The sequence below is a fragment of the Arthrobacter pityocampae genome, assembly GCF_002927275.1.
Classification (GTDB): Bacteria; Actinomycetota; Actinomycetes; order Actinomycetales; family Micrococcaceae; genus Arthrobacter_D; species Arthrobacter_D pityocampae.
The window spans coordinates 1-18,199 of the sequence record NZ_PRKW01000005.1 but is presented as its reverse complement, the minus strand read 5'-3'; the positions used below and the strand labels follow the sequence as shown (position 1 = coordinate 18,199).

The window sequence follows — 18,199 nt, the reverse complement described above, 5'->3', positions numbered from 1 at the left end:
AGCGGCCGGGCTCACCGGTCCGAGGTGTTGTCAGCCGGGCTCTATATGTCGAAGTGGGTGCGGACCGGTTGCCCTTGGCCCAGGGATGCGAGCAGATCCGCCGCGAGATCGCGGAGTTTGATGTTCCGGCTTTGGGAGGCGCTGCGCAGAATCGCGACCGCTTCGTCCTGACTGCACCGGTTCTGTCCCATGATCACGCCGACCGCAAGATCGATGACGGTCCGGGCTTCCATCGCGGCGCGCATGTGCTTGGACGTGTCGCTCAGAGAGGCGATCCGGACCGCCAACCGCAGCGACTTCGACGCGTCCCGGGCGAAACCCTCCGCGACGGCGATGCTGGTGTCATCGAACGCATGAGGTGCTGTCGAGTAGAAATCCAGGCCAGCACTGGCGCCGGCCTCCAGTCGGATGGGGATGCCCAAAGCGGCGCGGATGCCGTGCCCGGCGATGGCCTGCCGGTAGGCGGGAAAGCGGGACTCGGTGAGGAAATCCGGGATATGCACGGTGTAGCCCTCCCGGGCCGCGCGTAGGCACGGGCCGTCGTCGAAACCGTACTGTACCTCGTCCATAACCCGTGCCTGCTCACTGCTGCTGGCGACCGTAATCATCGACTGGGGTCGCAGCAGGGTCACACCACAGAACACTTCGCCGTGCGCCCCGGAGAACGCGGTCGCGGCGACATGGACCAGCCCGTCCAGGAATTCCTGCACGTCCTCACTGTCGAGGACCATGTCCTGCAGCAACGCCACGGTCTCATGATCAGCGGTTTGGACCGCCAACTCCCTCTCATCCGGCATGAGAACCCTCCTTCACATACCACCGCGGAGCGCACGACATGTCAGCTCGCGGAACTCCTCCGGTAATGCTCCCCGATGCTCCGGTGGCACGATGATCACTTTGAAGACCCGGCCTGATCAAAGGCGCCGGGCGGCGTTGAGTACCGGAGCCGATTGTTGGGAAGGATGCTCGGCGGACTCTGCGCCGGCGGCGGCATCACGCCGGTCGAGTTCCTCGGTAAGTTCCTCATTGCGGAACTCCGTCTCCGGATCAGGCAGACCATCCTGGACGTACTCGTGGGAGAGCTCGCGCTGAATCTTGCTGTTGAGGACCTCGACCTGAGGAAGACTCAAGGACGACAGGTCCTCGGGGAAGGGTTCAGACGGAGTCAGGCGCGTGGTCACAGGACACCTTTCAGAAGAGAGCAGAGCGAAATCAGGCTCTCTTCTGAACCGATGCTGACCCTATCAAAACCCTGACATGCTCCTCAACCAGCCCGATCCAACCACTGCAGCACCACAACCCTCATCCTGCGGATCTCTCTCCCAGTAGCACCCTCAGTTTAGGAGGGCCCACCGTCCGAAATCCCTAGGCCGCCCAGACCAAGTAGCAGGCAAGGGACGAGGTAGTTCCGTACATGAGGGGAAGCATGGCCGAAAAGGCGGAAGGTTTCGAGTGGGTTGGGTTCACTGACGACCAAGCAAAATTGCTGGACCGCACCGATCACCTCGGCAACAACGGGTGGGACAGCAATGGACAGACCGACGAGTTGATGCCCAAGCACCTAGCGAGGTGCGCGGAGGCAGGGCTGTCGATTGGTCAGATCGTTGAGGCGATGCAACGCATCGGTTATGACAAGAGGACCATGCACCAGCTCGAGAGGTGGGAGGGTAAGCGCCTCACCGGCAAGTTCGGACGCTTAAGGCACCTGTCCGCCCCTTAGCCGGAGGGCCCACTCCATATGGACACTGCGGGCGCATCGCTCACGCGAGGCGCCTGCAACATCGCTCAGTGTCGGCTGCAGCGGGCAGAATGGCCGGCATGTGTGGATGCTTCGTAATCGCCGGCAGAACAGGCATTATTGCCGGGGCGGGACGGCGCAATGCTGTGGGCAGCGACGAGGTGTACGGATCAGTCATTCCTGCCGATTCAGTCGAGGAAGTAGGAGCGGATCTTTTCCTCGGAGTCCAGGATTTCGCCGGTGGGGACACCGCAGCGCTGTGCGAGCTCGGCTGATCCAAGGAGCGCCACCTGCAGGTCAGGCGAGAAGGCCCGTTCGAGCAATCCGAGATAGTCGGACATGCTCTCGTGGAGCCTCTGGATGAGCTCCTGGTACTCGGCGGAAAGCTGCTCGTCGAGGACGCGCTGCTCGTCCACGTAGCGTTCGATGAGCTCGGCTTCCCGGTTCGAGAGGGACGACGCGACGGTGCTGTACATGATGGCGCCGATGGTGTTGCCGATTACGGCGCCGAGGACGGGAACGGGGATGAGCGCCTGACCGACAAAGGAGGACAGCGCACTCACGGCTGCCTCCAACGAGAGACGTTCGGAGTCCTCGATGAACTCGAGCTCGTCGATCTCACCGCGGCGAAGCCTGTTCGCCTGCTCTGCGATACCGAAGGCCGCGGTGACCATCGAGCTTGCGACCGCGGCTGACGTGGCAGTGAAGTTCGTCAACGCATAGATGCTGGAGCCTCTGATTCCGCCCTTGCCGAAGCCCAGCCCGGTGTCGGCTGCGATATCTGCCCAGTCCTGCTGGTCGAACTCTCGAAGTCGCTTGCCTCCGCGGGTTTTGGCGATGATGGCCAGCACGAAGGCCGTCCCGCCCTCGATCGCGCCGGCCGCAAGGGTGGCCGACGCCCCTTCCTGCAGCGTCGGCAGGCTCTCCTGATACGCGGTGTTGCGCAGAGACTGGTCGGTGGAGCGGAGGGAGTGTTCCTCGGCTGCCATGGTCGAGGCGTACGCGCCTCTTTGAACGTCGCGGTACTCGAGCGTTGATGGTTCGAGAGAGTCGATGCCGATCGACCCTTGCTGGAAGAATGCGTCGATCCGTCGCCAGTCCGTGAAGGACGGTCCGCCGCTGCTGCGCGAGAGCAGCTTCCCGGCCTCCTCCTGTGGCATGGCACGTAACCGCTGGACCATCTCGAAGTGATCCGCGGGGATCTGATACTTTCCGCCGTTGTTCACGTAGTCGGGATACTTCTGGAGGTGCTCGGTGATAGCTCCGAGTGAGAAGCGGCCGCCAGCGGCGACGAATTTCTGCTGGATTTCTACACCGTCGCGCAGGAGGTCCACCGGCCCATTGTCGTTAACCCATTGATAGACGGGGTCTTGGCCGAGGATGTGCTTGCGGGCATTGCCGATACCCACCTCGGCGAGTTCGGCAATGAAGCCGTGCATGCCGTGCTGCCCACCGCGATTGGCGGTGACGACCTCGAGGTTGATCTTCCGGATCGCTTCGTGGACGCTGCCCAGGGCAGTCAGGAGGTTCTCGTCCTGCTGCTGGAGTGAGCTCAGGAGGCGGTCGATGCGGACCTGGTTGAGGTAGTTCACCCAGGAAGCGACTGCCTGCTCCTGAGTGCTCCTGGTCATCTTCGTGACCTCACTCATCGGGTGCGCCCTGATCAACGCGCTCTGCCAGCAAGGCTGCACACGCCTTCGTGTTGTTGACCAGGACCGCCAGGCTGCCCTGCTGGGATGCGGGAAGCGAAAGGAAGTCGGCGCCGAAGGACGCCAGTGCCGCGCCGTAGCAGTTCCTGAGCTCGACGCGAAGAGCGGTCGTTTTCTCGAGGAGGTCGCTGATCTGGGCCTCGTCACGCTCGACCGTCGCGATGTTCTGCTTCACCGCAAGCAGTGCTTCCTGTCTTGCCGCCCGCGTTTCCAGCTTCTTTTTCGAGAGCAGTGCGACGGAGGTGAGGAGGGAGGCTCCCGCGACGGTCCATCCGATGGGTCCGGCCAGCGCGAGCAGGGCACCCCCTGCGGCGCTGCCTCCACCGCCTGCGGCCAGGGCGCCGCCGCCAAGCCAGGCCAGGGCGGCGTTGCTCGCGGCGGCCCCGGAGAGAGTGGAGATCGCGGTGCCCGTCGATGCGGTACCGAAGGTGGTGGCGACCCACATGGCAGCCGTGGGGGCCACGCCCGCCACGGCTGCTCCCGTCGCGAAGCCGACACCGGCGCCGGCCGCGGAGCGTTTCGCGGCTTCGAGGTCCTTGCGGGCGAACTCCTCTGCGCTCAGGAACTCGGTCTTCTGCGCGCTGACCGTACCCAAGATGGTCTCGAACGACTTCGGGGTGTTCGCGATGCTGTTCACCAGCAGTTCGACGAGTTCGATCACATCCGCCGACCGCTCGCGCTGGCGCAGGAGAGAGGTCCCCTTGTCGGTCATCGCGGTGAAGGCGACGTTGTACTCGGTGAGGACTTCCTCGTAGGGGTCCGCGGTCTTCGCCGCCAGCTTCTCCACCGTTTCCTTCGCGGCCTCTTTGACGTTTCCGGCCTGTCCAGCGATATGCGCTGATGCGCCCCGGAACGCCCTACCAAAACTCTCTTTGGCGCCACTCACGTCGAAATGCTCTGCCATTCGTTTCCCCCAACTCCATCGCGGTCTGATCCGTAGAAGAGAGTATCGACTGCCGGCGACGACACGCACCGCCCACTCCGCGGGACCACGGAGGCGCTGGAGGGACCTTCATGCCGGGCTCTCCTCCTACCCACCTAAAGCCGTGCGCTGGAGGTCCTGAAAATGTGGGCGTGGTTGGGGCGACTGTGGCGTCGACGCATCTGGGTAGGCTTGATGCCGATGAGCAGAACCCCTCGCCCCGTACACATGACGAGCATGAAGCACTCTCGCTGCTCCCGCCTGAGTCTCGCCGCTGCCGGTGTCGTCCTGGTCCTCGGCCTTACCGGGTGCGACACGATGTCATCGGTGCACCCGGACTTCGACACGGAGCAGGTGTCGGCCGACACGGCGCTGACGGCCCTCGAGCAGATTCCCGTCAAGGGCCGCGCCCCGAAGACCGGCTACAGCCGCGAGGAGTTCGGCGACGCCTGGGCCGACATCGACCGCAATGGCTGCGATACCCGCAACGATGTCCTCAATCGCGATCTGAGCGACGTCGCGCACGTGAACAGCGTCCCCTGCAAGGTCAAGTCCGGGGTCCTCGACGACCCCTACACCGGCACCCGCATCCAGTTCCAGCGCGGGCAGGACACCAGCTCCGACGTCCAGATCGACCACATCGTCGCCCTCTCGAACGCCTGGCAGACCGGCGCCCAGCAGCTCTCCATCGAGGAGCGGATCCAGTTCGCCAACGACCCCCTGAACCTCCAGGCCGCCGACGGCCCCACCAACGGTGCCAAGGGCGACGGTGACGCCGCCACGTGGCTGCCGCCGAACAAGGCGTTCCGCTGCGAATACGTGGCCGCGCAAACCGCGGTGAAAGCTGAATACGGGCTCTGGATGACCACCGCCGAGCACGACGCCATCGCGCGTGTCCTGACGACCTGCCCCGATCAGCCGCTGCCCACCTAGGGCAGCCCAAAAATAAGCGGCGGCCGTCGTTCAGGCGCCGGACCCTGCAGCCGCTCGAGGGGTGTGTCGAAACCGCCTACTCTTTTGGCGCATCACAATTTAGCTAGCGCAGGTCTGGCTACTGGTCGTACTTGAATGAGAATGGCGACAATGGTCAGTCTGGCGTGCCAGCCGGGGAGGGCGCCGCATGCAGGAGTGAGACAACTAAGCGTGGAAAAACCACCCTGTCAGACAGCTACCATCGACACGCCATGAGCGAGGTCCGGAACGCAATTCTGGGCCTAGTATCTACAAGGAATCGGGTGGCTGCGCGGTAAATTTTATCGGCACAAGGATCGGGGATCTCGTGGGGTTTTTGAGTTGGTTGCGGTCTTTATCGGGTGAGGCTGAGCGGCCGAGGGCGCCCTCCTCTCCGGTGGTCCCCCCGCCTGTTGATCGCCCTCTTCCAGTACATCGTGCACCGAACGCCCCGCCCGTACGCCAGAAGTCCAACCGTGTTTCAAGTAAGACGCGCTGGTACGGATACGGCGAGGCGGTACAGGTCGGCGGCTACCTGATCCCGGGTGGCCTGGTCTATGTCGGTACAGCTATGCCCTCGCCCAAGGGCCGGACAGAGCCGTCCCTGATCAATCCTGCACTCAGGATCAATTCGCAGAACCCGGACTGGGCAGGACAGTCCCTGGACTACTGGCCTTCTTATGAATCGATCACACCAGCCGCGCGGGCTGCGTATCTCACCTGGCTGGCGGACGCACGACGCTATCCCGAGGTGCCGATCGGCTATGTCTTCCTGTTCATGTACGGGCTCGAGCACCGCGTCCTGGTGGACATCGGAAGCGACCCCTCTCTCGCGAGTGAACTGGTCCCGATCAGAGCTGAAATGGTGTCCCTGCTCGAACTGCACGGGGATCGCAGCAGTTCCTTTTCCGGGTACGCGTCCCGATTCTTGGATTTGATCGACTTCATGTTGATGCAGGGCCCGGCCTCGGCGGGAGGCAAACCCCCGGCCCTGACCGAGTCGCGGTGGCTGGTTCCGATCAATCTCAAGGTCGGGCTGGGCGACCTGGCAGCGAACGGTAAACCGATTCCTGCGCACTGGGCTCTGGCCTGGGCATGGTTCCACCCCGAGATCCCACTGCGCACCCCTGCCTCCCGGTGCACCGAGGAATTCACCCGGCTCTTCACGCTCAGGTACCAGCAGAAGTTCGGGGACGGGTTCACCGTCCGCCCAGGCAAGACCACAATCAGAACCAGCTATCACACGGCCAGCTCTCAGATCGGCCAAGCCAACCTAGAAATGGACAACATCCCGGATGTGTTCGCCCAGCAGGCACCTCTTCGGAAGCTCGCGGCACTCTTCGACGGTGTGAGCGCTGAGCTGGAACCCTACAGCCGGTGGCTCGGGCGCAATCCGGATAAGGCAGGAACCCTGGCCGCTGCCGCACTTTTGCCAGGGGACCTGATCGACGGCAGCACCGGGTCCGTTCGGGACTTCCAGGACTGGCTGGTGAAAAAACTGGCCCCTTCGGGAACCGCGCTGATCTCCGGAGCAGAGCTGTTCAGCCACTGGCCCGCCGGTGGAACCGGCAAAGCCAGCAAGCCCGAAACCGTCAATCTCGCAACCCTGCTGGACAGCCTGGGCGCCGCCCTGGAGCCCGATGTCCGCTTCGGGGGCGCCGCGGTCAGCGAGCTGACCCCAGTGGTGCTCTTCCGGGTTCAACCCGGCAGCCCACACTCTCCGACCCCTGCCTACAGCACCGCCCTGACGATGATGCACCTGGCCGCTGCCGTGACCGCCGCCGACGGCCATATCCTGCCGGCCGAACTCGATCACCTCACCGCCCACCTGGAATCATCCCTGCAGCTGACCACACCCGAACGCACCCGGCTCCAGGCGCATCTGCAGTGGCTCGGTGCCACCGAAGTGAAACTGACCGGACTCACCAAACGCCTGGAAAGCCTTTCAGGTGCACAAAAGGCCGCGGTGGGCGACATGCTTGTCACCGTCGCCGCCGCCGACGGCCACATCGCACCGGCCGAAGTCACCACCTTGCAAAAAATCTACAAACTCCTAGGCCTGGAAGCATCAACGGTATCCAGCAGGCTCCACGCCGCCATGACGGGATCCCCTGCCGCTGCCAGGGGACCGGTGACGGTCCGTCCGGCCGGGGAGCCGGAACCGGGCTACCCCATTCCCGTACCTCCGACCGCCGCCCCAGCCGAAACAGGATTCATGCTGGACCCGACGATCATCCAGGCCAAGATGAGCGAAACAGCTGCAGTGTCAGCCCTGCTGGGCGGAATCTTCGACGAGGACCAGACCCTTCCCGCCCCGGAACCGGGCGGACCGAAACGGCCGCAACAGCCTGGACTCGAGGAACCAGCCGGGACCAATCCTGGCGATACCTTTCCGGTGGCCGGCCTCGATCAGGCACACTCCTCGATGCTGCACGCTCTGGCAGGACGCAACCAGTTGGACCGCAACGAGTTCGAGGACCTCGCCGCCCACCACGGGCTACTGCCGGACGGGGCCCTGGACACGCTGAACGAAGCAGCCCTTGACGCCTCTGATGAACCTCTCATCGAAGGCGATGAGATCCTCACCATCAATGCCTACGCTCTAAAGGAGCTTTGCTCATGACCGGTCCCTCCGCTGCCGCCATCCGCCCCCGAGAGCGGGACGCGCTGCTGCAGTCCCTGCGTGCAGGCGTGGTCCCGCGGACGGGCCAGCAGCATGTCCAGGTGGGCCGGGTCAACGAAGTGCAGGCGCTGCTTTCGGACATTCACCGCATCAATGACGGCGGAGCCGGCAGCCGCTTCATCATCGGCGACTACGGCTCCGGCAAAACTTTCTTTCTGCATCTGATCCGCTCGATTGCCCTGCAGCAGAAACTTGTTACGGTCCACGCCGATCTCTCACCGGACCGGCGCCTGCAGGCCACCGGTGGGCAGGCCAGAAGCCTGTACGCCGAGCTCACGCGCAACATGTCCACCCGGGCCAAGGCCGACGGCGGCGCCATGTCCAGTGTGGTGGAACGCTTCGTCACGCAGGCCCTCACGGAGTCCCGGGCCTCCGGCGAGGCCGTGGAAACCATCATCCGCCGCGACCTCGATCAGCTTTCCGAACTCACCGGTGGATACGACTTCGCCGAAGTGATCGCCAAGTACTGGCAAGGACACGACACCGGGAACGAACAACTCAAGGCCGATGCCGTTCGGTGGCTACGCGGCGAATTCACCACCCGCACCGATGCGCGCGCTGCCCTGGGCGTACGGACCATCGTGGATGACTCCAACTTCTACGACCAGCTCAAGCTGCTGGCCCTGTTCGTCCGTCTCGCCGGGTTTGGAGGCCTCCTGGTCTGCCTGGACGAGATGGTGAACCTGTACAAGCTGGCCAACAGCCAGGCCCGTAATTCCAACTACGAACAGATTCTCCGGATCCTCAACGACTCCACCCAGGGCACCGCGTCAGGTCTGGGATTCGTTTTCGGCGGCACCCCCGACTTCCTCTTGGATCCGCGCCGTGGCCTCTACTCATACGCGGCCCTGCAGTCTCGGCTCGAGGAGAACAGCTATGCCGTCGACGGACTCGTGGACTACTCCGGGCCCATACTGCGCCTGTCCAGCCTGACCCCGGAAGACTTCTATGTCCTACTGACCAAGCTCCGGCACGTCCAGGCCGGAGGGGAGAAGTCGGCGTATCTGATCCCCGATGACGGCATCACCGCCTACATGCGTCACTGTGCCCAGCGCATCGGTGACGCCTATTTCCGCACCCCCCGCAACACCATCAAGAGTTTCCTGGACCTGCTCGCGGTACTGGAACAAAACCCCGGGCGGCAATGGGAAGACCTACTCGTCGGAGTAAAGCTCGACCACGAGTCCAACCCCGACCTCGCCCCCCTCACACCCGCGGAGCCGGCGCCACAGCGCACAACGCCCACGCAGACCGCAGAGACACCGGCCAATTCAGGGTTCGGCGCTCCACACGGCAGTCCACTGGCTGACAGGGACGATGACGAACTGTCCGCCTTCAAGCTGTGAGCTCATGAGTGATCCCGCCGCCGCGTTCGACAGGCTGCACCGCCGTGTCCAAACCTGGATCTGGGAACAAAAGTGGCAGCAGCTGCGGACCGCTCAGGCCCAAGCGGTAGACCCCATCCTGGCCGCTGACACGGACGTCATCATCAGTGCCGCGACCGCCAGCGGAAAGACCGAAGCCGCCTGGCTGCCGATCCTCTCGGCCCTGGCCAGCGCAGCCGAGAACGGACTCGTCCCCGCAGGGGTCAAGGCTCTCTACATTTCACCGCTGAAGGCCCTGATCAACGACCAGTACGAACGGCTCAGCACCCTCGCGGAACACGTCGAAGTGCCAGTGCATCGCCGACACGGAGACGTCACCGGGGCGGCCCGCAAAACCCTCAGGGAATCACCCGACGGGCTGCTCCTGATCACCCCGGAATCTCTCGAAGCACTCTTCATCACCCAAGGCACCCGCATCCCGGCACTGCTGCACGGGCTGCAGTACATCGTGGTCGATGAACTGCACTCCTTCATCGGAACCGAACGCGGGGCGCAGTTGCAGTCCCTGCTCCACCGGGTGGAACTAGCAGTCCGCCGGAAAATCCCGCGCATAGGTCTCTCCGCCACGCTCTCGGACCTGTCCGTAGCCGCGGACTTCCTCCGGCCGGACCGGGCCCTGCCGGTGCACCTGATCGGTGGAACAGACGATGACCGCGCGGAACTGCGAATGCAACTGCGCGGCTACCTCACCACCGGCACCGGCCCGGATCCGCAAGCTTCCTCCCAGGTGGACGAGGAGGAAATGGAGAGCGACATCGATAAACGCGCGATCGCCGAACATCTCTTCCGCAACCTCCGCGGCCGGGACAATCTGGTCTTCGCCAACTCCCGCGCCAATGTGGAGACCTACGCCGATCTTCTTCAAGAGATCAGTGAAAACAACCGGGTAGCCAACGAGTTCTTCCCTCACCACGGAAACCTGTCCAAAGAATTCCGCGAAGACGTCGAATCCAAGCTCCGGAGGACTGAAACCCCGGCCACGGCCGTCTGCACCTCCACCCTAGAAATGGGCATCGACATCGGATCGGCCGACACCGTCGCACAAATAGGATCTCCCGGCAGCGTCTCCGCCCTGCGCCAACGGCTGGGCCGATCCGGACGGCGAAACGGTCCGGCGACCCTGCGCCTCTACACGTCCGAAGAGCCCCTTCACGAACGAACGCCACCGGTAGATCAGCTGCGCACAGGAACCTTTGAAACCCTCGCGATCGTTGAACTGCTGCTCGAGAAATGGTACGAGCCCCCCAACACGGCCGGCCTGCACCTCTCCACCCTGATCCAACAAATCCTCTCCGTGATAGCCCAGCACGGAGGCGCCCAAGCAACCGAACTTTTCAGTGCCCTCTGCCAGGCGGGACCGTTCCGGCATGTAGACCAGCGCATGTTCATACAACTGCTCCGAACCTTGGGCAGCAAGGAGATCCTCACGCAGGCCTCGGACGGAACCCTCCTGCCAGGGCGAATCGGTGAGCGGTTGGTCAACCACTACAGCTTCTACAGCGCGTTCCAAACCGCGGAGGAATACCGCCTCGTGGCCTCAGGCCGGACCCTTGGATCCATCCCCATCGACCACCCGGTCACCGAAGGTAGCCTGCTCATTTTCGCAGGGCGGCGATGGCGGGTCCTGGACGTCGACCTCGCCGGCAAAGTCATCAACCTCGCCAAAGCCGCGGGCGGTAAACCTCCCGCGTTTACGGGGGCGGGAGCGCAAATTGCCGACGGCATCCGCCAGCGCATGCACCGGCTCTACGAAAACGACACGATGCCTGCCTACCTCGATCACACCGGCCGGCTCTTTGCCTCCCAAGGGCGCGAATCCTACAAGCGCCTCGGTCTGCGCCACCGGGCGATCCTCCCCTGGGGCGACGACACACTCCTCTTCCCGTGGGCCGGGGACCGGATCATGAACACCCTCCATGTCCTGCTCTCCAGCGAAGGCATCGCGGCCAGCCAGGACGGAGTCGCCCTGAACTGCCGCAAAACATCCCCCGCTGAACTCGCCGGTCTTCTCCACCAACTAGCAGCATCCGAGCAACCGGCCCCCACCGAGCTCGCCCAGACCGTACTGGTCAAAACCCAGGACAAACACGACGTCCACCTCGATGATGACCTGCTCACCCATTCCTACGCTGCCAGCTCTCTGGATGTACCGGCAGCATGGTCCACCCTGCAGCGGCTCGCCCACATCGACCCGGATATACAAAGGGGCGACAGCGGTATGGGGCTGGCCAAATCTTTCCGATCATCATCTCCGGGGCTCCCGGTCGTGCTAGGGAAGACGCCCTTCGCGGTTATTGACGTCGAAACCACCGGATTCTCCCCGCAGAGACACCGGGTCGTCGAAATCGCAATCATCCGGCTGAACGCCCACGGCGTGCGGGAACGCAGCTGGACCACCCTCATCAACTCTCACCAACCCACCGGGCCCAGCCATATCCACGGCATCACCTCCGCAGACATCGCAGATGCTCCCGGCTTCGCTGAAGTGCTGAATGAAATCGCCGAACAACTCTCAGGTGCTGTCGTTGTTGCCCACAACGTCGCCTTCGACCTGGGCTTCCTAACAGCAGAATTCGAGCGGGCCGGCATGTCAGCACCGGCGTGGCCGGTGCTGTGCACCATGCAGCTCAGCCGAGCCTTCGAGCCCGGCAGCCCTGCCACTCTTGCTGCGGTCTGTCAGCGGTTGGGAATCGACACCGGTACGGCGCATACCGCTCTTGCAGACGCGGCTGCAGCCGCAGAGATACTCCGGACCTATCTCGAGCAGAAAGCGGATAAAAGTCGGCACCTCTTCCAACCAAAGCCCGCAAGCGTCCCCAGTACGTGGAGCGACGAAAGGGCTAACGGAAGATCCGGCCACCCGGGAAAACCGCGCGAAGGCCAGTAGCACATCCTCTTTTGAATCCTTACGCCCCTGTGGCCCGCTTCGGCGCCGCCGCTGAAGGTGAAAGGTGTACGAGGTTCACAAAGGCGCGTCTCATCATTGGATCCGTTGAGCGGGCTAGGGAGTACCTGGTCAATTGTCAGTTGCAGCGCGCCCGTGAGGTCGGGAAGCAGAAAGGGCTGAAGTTGTCCGCTTGGGGAGGGTGCGGTGAGCCAATAGGATCGCGCTATGACTGAAATGCGGGTTCTGGCTAACGCCACGACGACTGAGGATCTACAGCATCTACTGACCGATCTCCCGGCGGAGTTGGAGACGATCGGACTACAGCTCAGCCGCCTGCCGATGATGGTTCCGCGGATTGTTGACTTGTATTTCCGTTTCCCCGAGGTAGCCCCTGCCGAGATGGCCGAGTTGATCAAGGCCGGCGGCGGCTCTCTCGTCTTTTTGGAGCGCGTGTCGTTTGATCCACTCTCGCTGGTCGATGAGGATAACGAGCTGCCCGACGATGCGCCGGGGGTGGACAAGGTGCTGGAATCTGCTTTGGATCGCAAGGGCGAGCTGAGCGGCATCATTCTCACCTGTCCCGTACAGGGCCTGGTCTGGCGCTGGCGGGCCTCAGCAGGCTGGGTTGACGATCTTCAAGACCAGCTCAACGCCGCGATCGAGGTGGCTGAAGATGAGGAGGTGGAGGCCAACAGTGCGCTCTTCCACATCCGTCGTGCCGGGGTTCAGGGGCTCATCGAAAAGACCATGAACGACCCCTCCTACCGAGGAACACCGCCTCATAAGCGCGGTGCCGCCGCGAAACGGCTTGCTCCGGAGCCGACATCCGAGGAGGAGTTCTTCGTCTTCACGACCGCGATGGAAGGGCTTGGGCGACGTGATCGGGAAGCAGCCGAACTGCGAAACTTGGAAATCCGGGAACAGCTTCCTGAACTATCGGAGGCCCTCATTCAAACCCAAGAGTGGATCAGATCGCACACTGTCGCGGCCAGGAAGCGGACTGCAGCTGACTTCCTGGCCCGGCAGTTCGAGGGATGGGCCGTACACGCCCAGGTAGCGGACGAACTGAGAGCTCACGCCGCTAACCTCGGTGGAAGACCATAGGGCAACCGCCACTCGGCGCTTCAAAGGGTCCTACACTGAGAGCCGTTTCGTCGTAGCCGACTGCAGCCACTTTGCAGCTCGCCGAGAGCAGTTCGTCATCAGTTGACCTGCCACTCGTCAGCTTTCGCTTGTTCGATCTCGGCGAACCGGGCTGCCATTGTCGCGTTGCCTCGGGTGAGCTTCCTGATCGTAAGGTCTGTGGCCTTGTCGTTGGCAAGCCGCAGGTTGTTGGCCGACTTGTGCAGCGCCGCTTTCGTCTTCTCCAAGTCTTTAATGGCTTCGTCGATGCGCTTCACAGCTTCTTCGAAGCCGTCAGAAGCGAGCCGCCAGTTGCGGCCGAACGCGTCCTTGAAGTCCTCGACTTGTTGCTCGAAGTTCGTGATGTCGATGTTCTGTGCCTTCACCAGGGCGAGCTCGGTCTTGTACTTGAGCGAGTTCATTGCGGCGTTCCGCAGCAGCGCGATCAGCTGGATGAAGAATTGCGGCCGGATGACATACATTTTTGGGTAGCGGTGAGAGACGTCGACGATCCCCGTGTTGTAGAGCTCACTGTCGGGTTCGAGCAGAGAGACCAGGACAGCGTACTCGCACCCCTTCTCGGTGCGGTCCTTGTCAAGCTCCTTCAGAAAGTCTTCGTTCTTGTGCTTCGTCGCGGTGCCATCGTTCTCGTTCTTCATCTCGAACATGATCGAGACGATCTCAGTACCAGCATCGTCGGAGTCGCGGAAGATGAAGTCACCCTTGCTGCCACTCCGGGCATCGTTATCCTTCTCGAAGTAGGCTCGAGGGAAGGCCGTGGCACGAATGCGGTTAAACTCGATCTCGCAATGCTGTTCGAGGGTTTCACCGACCATCTTGGTCGACAACTTCGCCTTCAGATCTCGCAGTCGCTCGATTTGATCTTCGCGATCCTTGATCTGCGTTTCGTACTTGTCCTTCAGCGACGTCTCGACGAGCTGCTTCTCGAGCTCGGCGCGCTGCAGGCCGCTCTTTAGTTCGTCGCGTTCCTTTTCGACGGTGCCGACCGCCTCGGTGATGGCAAGCTTCTTCTCGGTCTCAATGGCCGCCAGCTTCGCCTGAAGGTCCTGGATCGCAGCGTCCTTCGCCGAGACGCTCTTCTCAAGCTCACCGGCAAGCTTCGCATCAGCCAGCTCTACCGATGACTGCATCTCCTGCTTCGTTCGGGCGAGTTCGCTCGCGATCGAGTCCCGCTCCCGCTCCACTGCAATAAGGGCCTCGGTCACGGCAAGCTTCTGCGCAACCCCAACGGCATCGAGCTTCGCGTGCAGATCCTGTATCTCGGCATCCTTAGCCGCCGCAGTCTTCTGAAGCTCGCTGGTAGCCTTCGCTTCCGCCAGTTCAAGGGCATTGCTCTTTTCCTGCTCGGCCAACTCGAGCCGCTCGTGGAGCTGCTGTTCGAATTCGGCGTCCCGAACCTGCTTGACGATGTCGGCGTAGCCGGCTTCATCGATCGTGAATGTTCGTTCGCAGTGTGGGCACTTGATGTCATGCATGATTGGAACTCCAAGTTAGGTTGCGTCAGCCCCGAACGGCCGCACGCGGGTGGTCCTCTGGTCTCTTAGAGGAAAGACAATGCTTTAGGCAGGCTAGTTTCCGATGGCGCGGCATACGAACTGAATGCCGCAGCACCGAGCAGGGTGCGGAGGGAGTTACGGTGCGGGTCCAGCCACCAGTCGATCAAAGACGCCCAAATCACGACCTGGGAGGCCGATCTTGTACGTGGTGTTCGACTCGACTGACTTATTCCCGAGAGATGTCTAACACTCATAACGCGTATTTGTCGAGAACTTCGTCAAAATTTACCCGTGTTGATTCGGTGGGTAGTCCGGCAGTGGCACACCACTCACAATGAGCCGCTTAATGCTGTCGCTCTAGGGTATTCCGGCGGCTTCCAAAATGGAGACTCGCGAGTTTCTTAGCATCGGGAATATCGCTCCGTTGCCCGGCAGGTTCCAGCTCGCCTTCGTCGGAATCAGGGTAGTTCTTGAGGTGGCACGACGTGTCGGGTCGGAACGAGCGCAGTAGGTTTTCTCATCTGGATCGGATCGGCGCTGCTGGCGGCCTCGAGTCTTGTCGTCCAAGCAAAGGATTCTTTGCTTGGACAGGCAGCAGCGTACGGCAGCGACTCGGTAAGGCTGAGGGTGTGAGCAGTGTCAAAGCTCGTGGTAGCGGTAGCCGACCTTCTTTACGTAGAGGTCGAAGTACGTTCCGACGCTTTTCCCCGACTTATTCACCTCGATCAGCGCGTCGAATACGTCAGGGGGGACATTGAAGTATCGATAGAACCGTCTGTGTTTGAACTCCACCTCGAGTGTGCCGATTTGGGCGTCGTACCCGACCGAAACTAGGTTGCTGCTCTCAACTGGGACGCGCTTCATTGCTCCTCCTCAGGTCCGCCTGCAGCCAGCTCAGCGAACCTACCGGCCATCGTTGGGCTGCCGACACACCCAGCGCCATCGATAGTAAAGGTCTTGTTGCAGTGCGGACAAACTATTTCGTGCATGGTTCGCGACCTTCGGCTCGTCCTAAAACTTCTTGCAGCATCGAGGGCACTGCTCCCTCAGACTCGAGGGTGGCCGTGCGGTATGCGAGCTTGTTCTTCTCGAGCGAGATTCCAGCAGCGGCTTCGACTCGTTTGCAGGCGACCAACCATTCTGGCCACTCTGTAGCCAGGAAGGTTTCGAGACAGTCACCGAAGAATGCCACATCGTCCAGCACGGATTCAGCGGGAAAGTCTTCTTCGGGTTGCCCGAAATAGGCGAGGAGTCTCCTATTTTGTGTCGAGTGTGTGTTCCTGTCTTTCGGTGCAGCTTCTGCATCAACGTCGAACACAGCGTATGCGGGGATGCCGAGCTTGGTGAGGATCGCGTGCGCCAGAGGAATGCTTGCCTTGCCGTTCGCCGGAACGATGGCAACGCCGCGGGACTCAAGGCCCGCTATCGATTGTCTGTCCCCGATGCCGTAAAGCACCGCTAAATCTGTTGGACCCTCGACGATCAACGCACGCGATGCGAACAGCGCTACTGCCAGCTCCCCGGTCGCTGCGCTGCTCAGCTGACGCTCCACCTGGTCTGCGGTGAGGGCTCCTGCGACCTTCTCTTTGACGTCGGCGATCGTCGCCGAATGCACCGTCACACTAGGCGGTTCGGCGTTTGATCGCACGAGGCGCCGTACCTGCTCGAAGTGCCGACCTTCGACGAAGTACGGACTATGGGTCGCATAGGTCACCTGCACTCGTTTTGACGCGTCTTCGGCCAGCGCGCGCAACACCTTCGCAAACGCCTGCGCCTGGATCGGGTGTTGGAAGAGTTCGGGCTCTTCGATTGCTAGGCAGATTGAGCCCTCCGCCGACGCGGCGCCAGATTCTGCCAGGACCTGGAGTGCTGAGATGAGCAGTGTGCGCTGGAATCCGTGACCCTGGCGATCAACTTTCGTCTCGGTATTACCATCGAGGACTGCCACCTCGAAGGTGGTCCGGGGTGCCTTCAGTTCGACTTCGCTGGGCTTCACTGTGATCGTACGACCGGGGGAGTAGCGCGCGACTACCTCATCGAGTTTGGTCTTGACTTCTACCAGCTGCGTTTGGAACTTGTCTGTATAGACCTGCTGCTGGCGTGCCCTGCTCTCTTCAACGATGGTTGCGATCGCCTCATCTGCGGCCGTTCTATCGACTGAGCGCTCAAGGATTCGTCCGATGATGCTTGCTTTGCCATCGAGCGATTCCTCGCTTGCTCGAAGATCTGCAGTGACGAGCACGAAGTCGAATAGCCCGCTCATCTTGCCGTTGCTGTTGAAGCCGAAAAAGTTTGTCGGTAGCCCCTCGGGTGCGTTCGTCAGCTGCTCCGTGTGTGCCGATTCCCAAGTTGTCATCGCCTCGTCGATGAGTGCCGATGTTGACGCAGCGGGTAGTTCTAGCTCCGGGTGTGCTGCTCGAAGCGCGACGTAGAGCTTCTTCTTCTCGGCCGCAGCGCTTGAGGCCCTGATGTCGTTGAAGGCTGCGAAGCTCTTCGCGTTCGCCGACATCGTCTCGGAGCCATCGGGGCGACGAATCTTCCAGGCAGTAAAGGTGGCAGCCCTTGGTGGTGTGTACTTGGTCAGGGCCTCGCGATCTTTGCTTGTCAGATCCGAGAACGTCACCTGGACCTCAATGTCTGCGACCGCACCAAACGCGCAGTCCTCGTCGTTGAGGGATCCAGGCTTACCGTTGAAGAACCACTCCAAAGCCCGAAGCGCCGTGGACTTTCCTGTGCCGTTGGGCCCAATGAACGTAGTGACTGTGTCAAATGCAATCTCTACATTCTCGAGGGCACGAAAATTGCGTATTCGCACGGATTGAATGCGCATCAGCGTCCTACTTCTGCGTCGAGCGTCCCTGACGCACTGGGACGCCTGTACTCGGGGCACTCAGGAGGACACGCGGTGACAGTCATGGCGACTCATTCCTGTGCTGCGGCGCACGGTGGGATTTGATCAATCTTCACGCGACTCTAGCGGTGGCGGGCTGCCGGCACGCAGTAAGTGCTTAGTGACACGCGCCTTTTATGAACGACCGTCCACGAGACACATCCGCCCAGGACCGTCGGGAACGGCGTGTCGTGTGCCATGGGTCGTGTCCGAGACCTACGTGCCGTTAGGCACGTTCACAGCATGGTCTGGCTCAGGGCAGTTGTTGGTTATGAGCACTCCTGCTCCTGCTGGTGTGGGTGTTGGCCCGTCGGGTGGTGATCCGGTAGCGCACGATGCGTTGGATCATCACTGGGTAGGCGTGCAGGATCAGCCCGATCAGCAGTATCTGACCG

13 protein-coding genes are annotated in these 18,199 nt (G+C 62.1%); 6 read left to right on the top strand and 7 right to left on the bottom strand.

What is annotated here, in order from left to right:
* Nucleotides 1-41: 41 nt before the first annotated feature.
* Complete coding sequence (locus tag C4K88_RS11510; protein ID WP_104121787.1) at nucleotides 42-797, bottom strand: GAF and ANTAR domain-containing protein; 756 nt, start codon at nucleotides 795-797, stop codon at nucleotides 42-44.
* Between the two features lie 117 nt (nucleotides 798-914).
* Nucleotides 915-1,181: a hypothetical protein gene (locus tag C4K88_RS11505; RefSeq protein ID WP_104121786.1), complete on the bottom strand. Its 267-nt coding sequence runs from the start codon at nucleotides 1,179-1,181 to the stop codon at nucleotides 915-917.
* 245 nt (nucleotides 1,182-1,426) lie between these two features.
* Between C4K88_RS11505 and C4K88_RS11500 the strand changes: the two genes are divergently transcribed.
* Nucleotides 1,427-1,720 carry a hypothetical protein gene (locus C4K88_RS11500; RefSeq protein WP_104121785.1) on the top strand — a complete coding sequence of 98 codons (294 nt, stop codon included), beginning with the start codon at nucleotides 1,427-1,429 and terminating at the stop codon, nucleotides 1,718-1,720.
* A 206-nt stretch (nucleotides 1,721-1,926) separates the two neighbouring features.
* Here the strand turns inward: C4K88_RS11500 and C4K88_RS11495 are convergent, their stop codons facing one another.
* Together C4K88_RS11495 and C4K88_RS11490 are read right to left on the bottom strand one after the other, a co-directional pair.
* On the bottom strand, nucleotides 1,927-3,369 hold the full coding sequence (locus C4K88_RS11495; RefSeq protein ID WP_206604367.1) for a hypothetical protein: 1,443 nt from the start codon (nucleotides 3,367-3,369) through the stop codon (nucleotides 1,927-1,929).
* 10 nt (nucleotides 3,370-3,379) lie between these two features.
* Nucleotides 3,380-4,351: a hypothetical protein gene (locus C4K88_RS11490; RefSeq protein WP_104121783.1), complete on the bottom strand. Its 972-nt coding sequence runs from the start codon at nucleotides 4,349-4,351 to the stop codon at nucleotides 3,380-3,382.
* A 255-nt stretch (nucleotides 4,352-4,606) separates the two neighbouring features.
* On the opposite strand from C4K88_RS11490, the gene C4K88_RS11485 reads away from it, so the two are divergent.
* The 5 genes from C4K88_RS11485 to C4K88_RS11465 all read left to right on the top strand — a co-directional run bounded on the left by C4K88_RS11485 (nucleotide 4,607) and on the right by C4K88_RS11465 (nucleotide 13,379).
* Entirely contained in the window at nucleotides 4,607-5,302 is a 696-nt protein-coding gene (locus C4K88_RS11485) for an HNH endonuclease family protein (protein ID WP_104122217.1), read from the top strand.
* Nucleotides 5,303-5,648: 346 nt separating this feature from the next.
* Nucleotides 5,649-7,943, top strand: a complete 2,295-nt coding sequence (locus C4K88_RS11480) for a tellurite resistance TerB family protein (protein ID WP_104121782.1) — start codon at nucleotides 5,649-5,651, stop codon at nucleotides 7,941-7,943.
* The gene (locus C4K88_RS11475) at nucleotides 7,940-9,349 is read left to right on the top strand and encodes an ATP-binding protein (RefSeq protein ID WP_104121781.1); all 1,410 of its coding nucleotides are present in this window, start codon (nucleotides 7,940-7,942) and stop codon (nucleotides 9,347-9,349) included. The genes C4K88_RS11480 and C4K88_RS11475 overlap by 4 nt, the downstream gene beginning before the upstream one ends.
* Before the next feature lie 4 nt (nucleotides 9,350-9,353).
* Nucleotides 9,354-12,275: a DEAD/DEAH box helicase gene (locus tag C4K88_RS11470; protein ID WP_206604366.1), complete on the top strand. Its 2,922-nt coding sequence runs from the start codon at nucleotides 9,354-9,356 to the stop codon at nucleotides 12,273-12,275.
* A gap of 225 nt (nucleotides 12,276-12,500) precedes the next feature.
* Nucleotides 12,501-13,379, top strand: a complete 879-nt coding sequence (locus tag C4K88_RS11465) for a hypothetical protein (RefSeq protein WP_104121779.1) — start codon at nucleotides 12,501-12,503, stop codon at nucleotides 13,377-13,379.
* A gap of 98 nt (nucleotides 13,380-13,477) precedes the next feature.
* Here C4K88_RS11465 and C4K88_RS11460 read toward each other — a convergent pair whose 3' ends face one another.
* From C4K88_RS11460 to C4K88_RS11450, 3 genes are all read right to left on the bottom strand, one after another.
* The gene (locus C4K88_RS11460; protein ID WP_104121778.1) at nucleotides 13,478-14,893 is read right to left on the bottom strand and encodes a DUF2130 domain-containing protein; all 1,416 of its coding nucleotides are present in this window, start codon (nucleotides 14,891-14,893) and stop codon (nucleotides 13,478-13,480) included.
* A 660-nt stretch (nucleotides 14,894-15,553) separates the two neighbouring features.
* Nucleotides 15,554-15,778 (bottom strand): KTSC domain-containing protein, encoded by a 225-nt coding sequence (locus C4K88_RS11455; RefSeq protein ID WP_104121777.1) that lies wholly within the window; start codon nucleotides 15,776-15,778, stop codon nucleotides 15,554-15,556.
* A 112-nt stretch (nucleotides 15,779-15,890) separates the two neighbouring features.
* Complete coding sequence (locus tag C4K88_RS11450; RefSeq protein ID WP_104121776.1) at nucleotides 15,891-17,744, bottom strand: ATP-dependent endonuclease; 1,854 nt, start codon at nucleotides 17,742-17,744, stop codon at nucleotides 15,891-15,893.
* Nucleotides 17,745-18,199 lie beyond the last annotated feature (455 nt).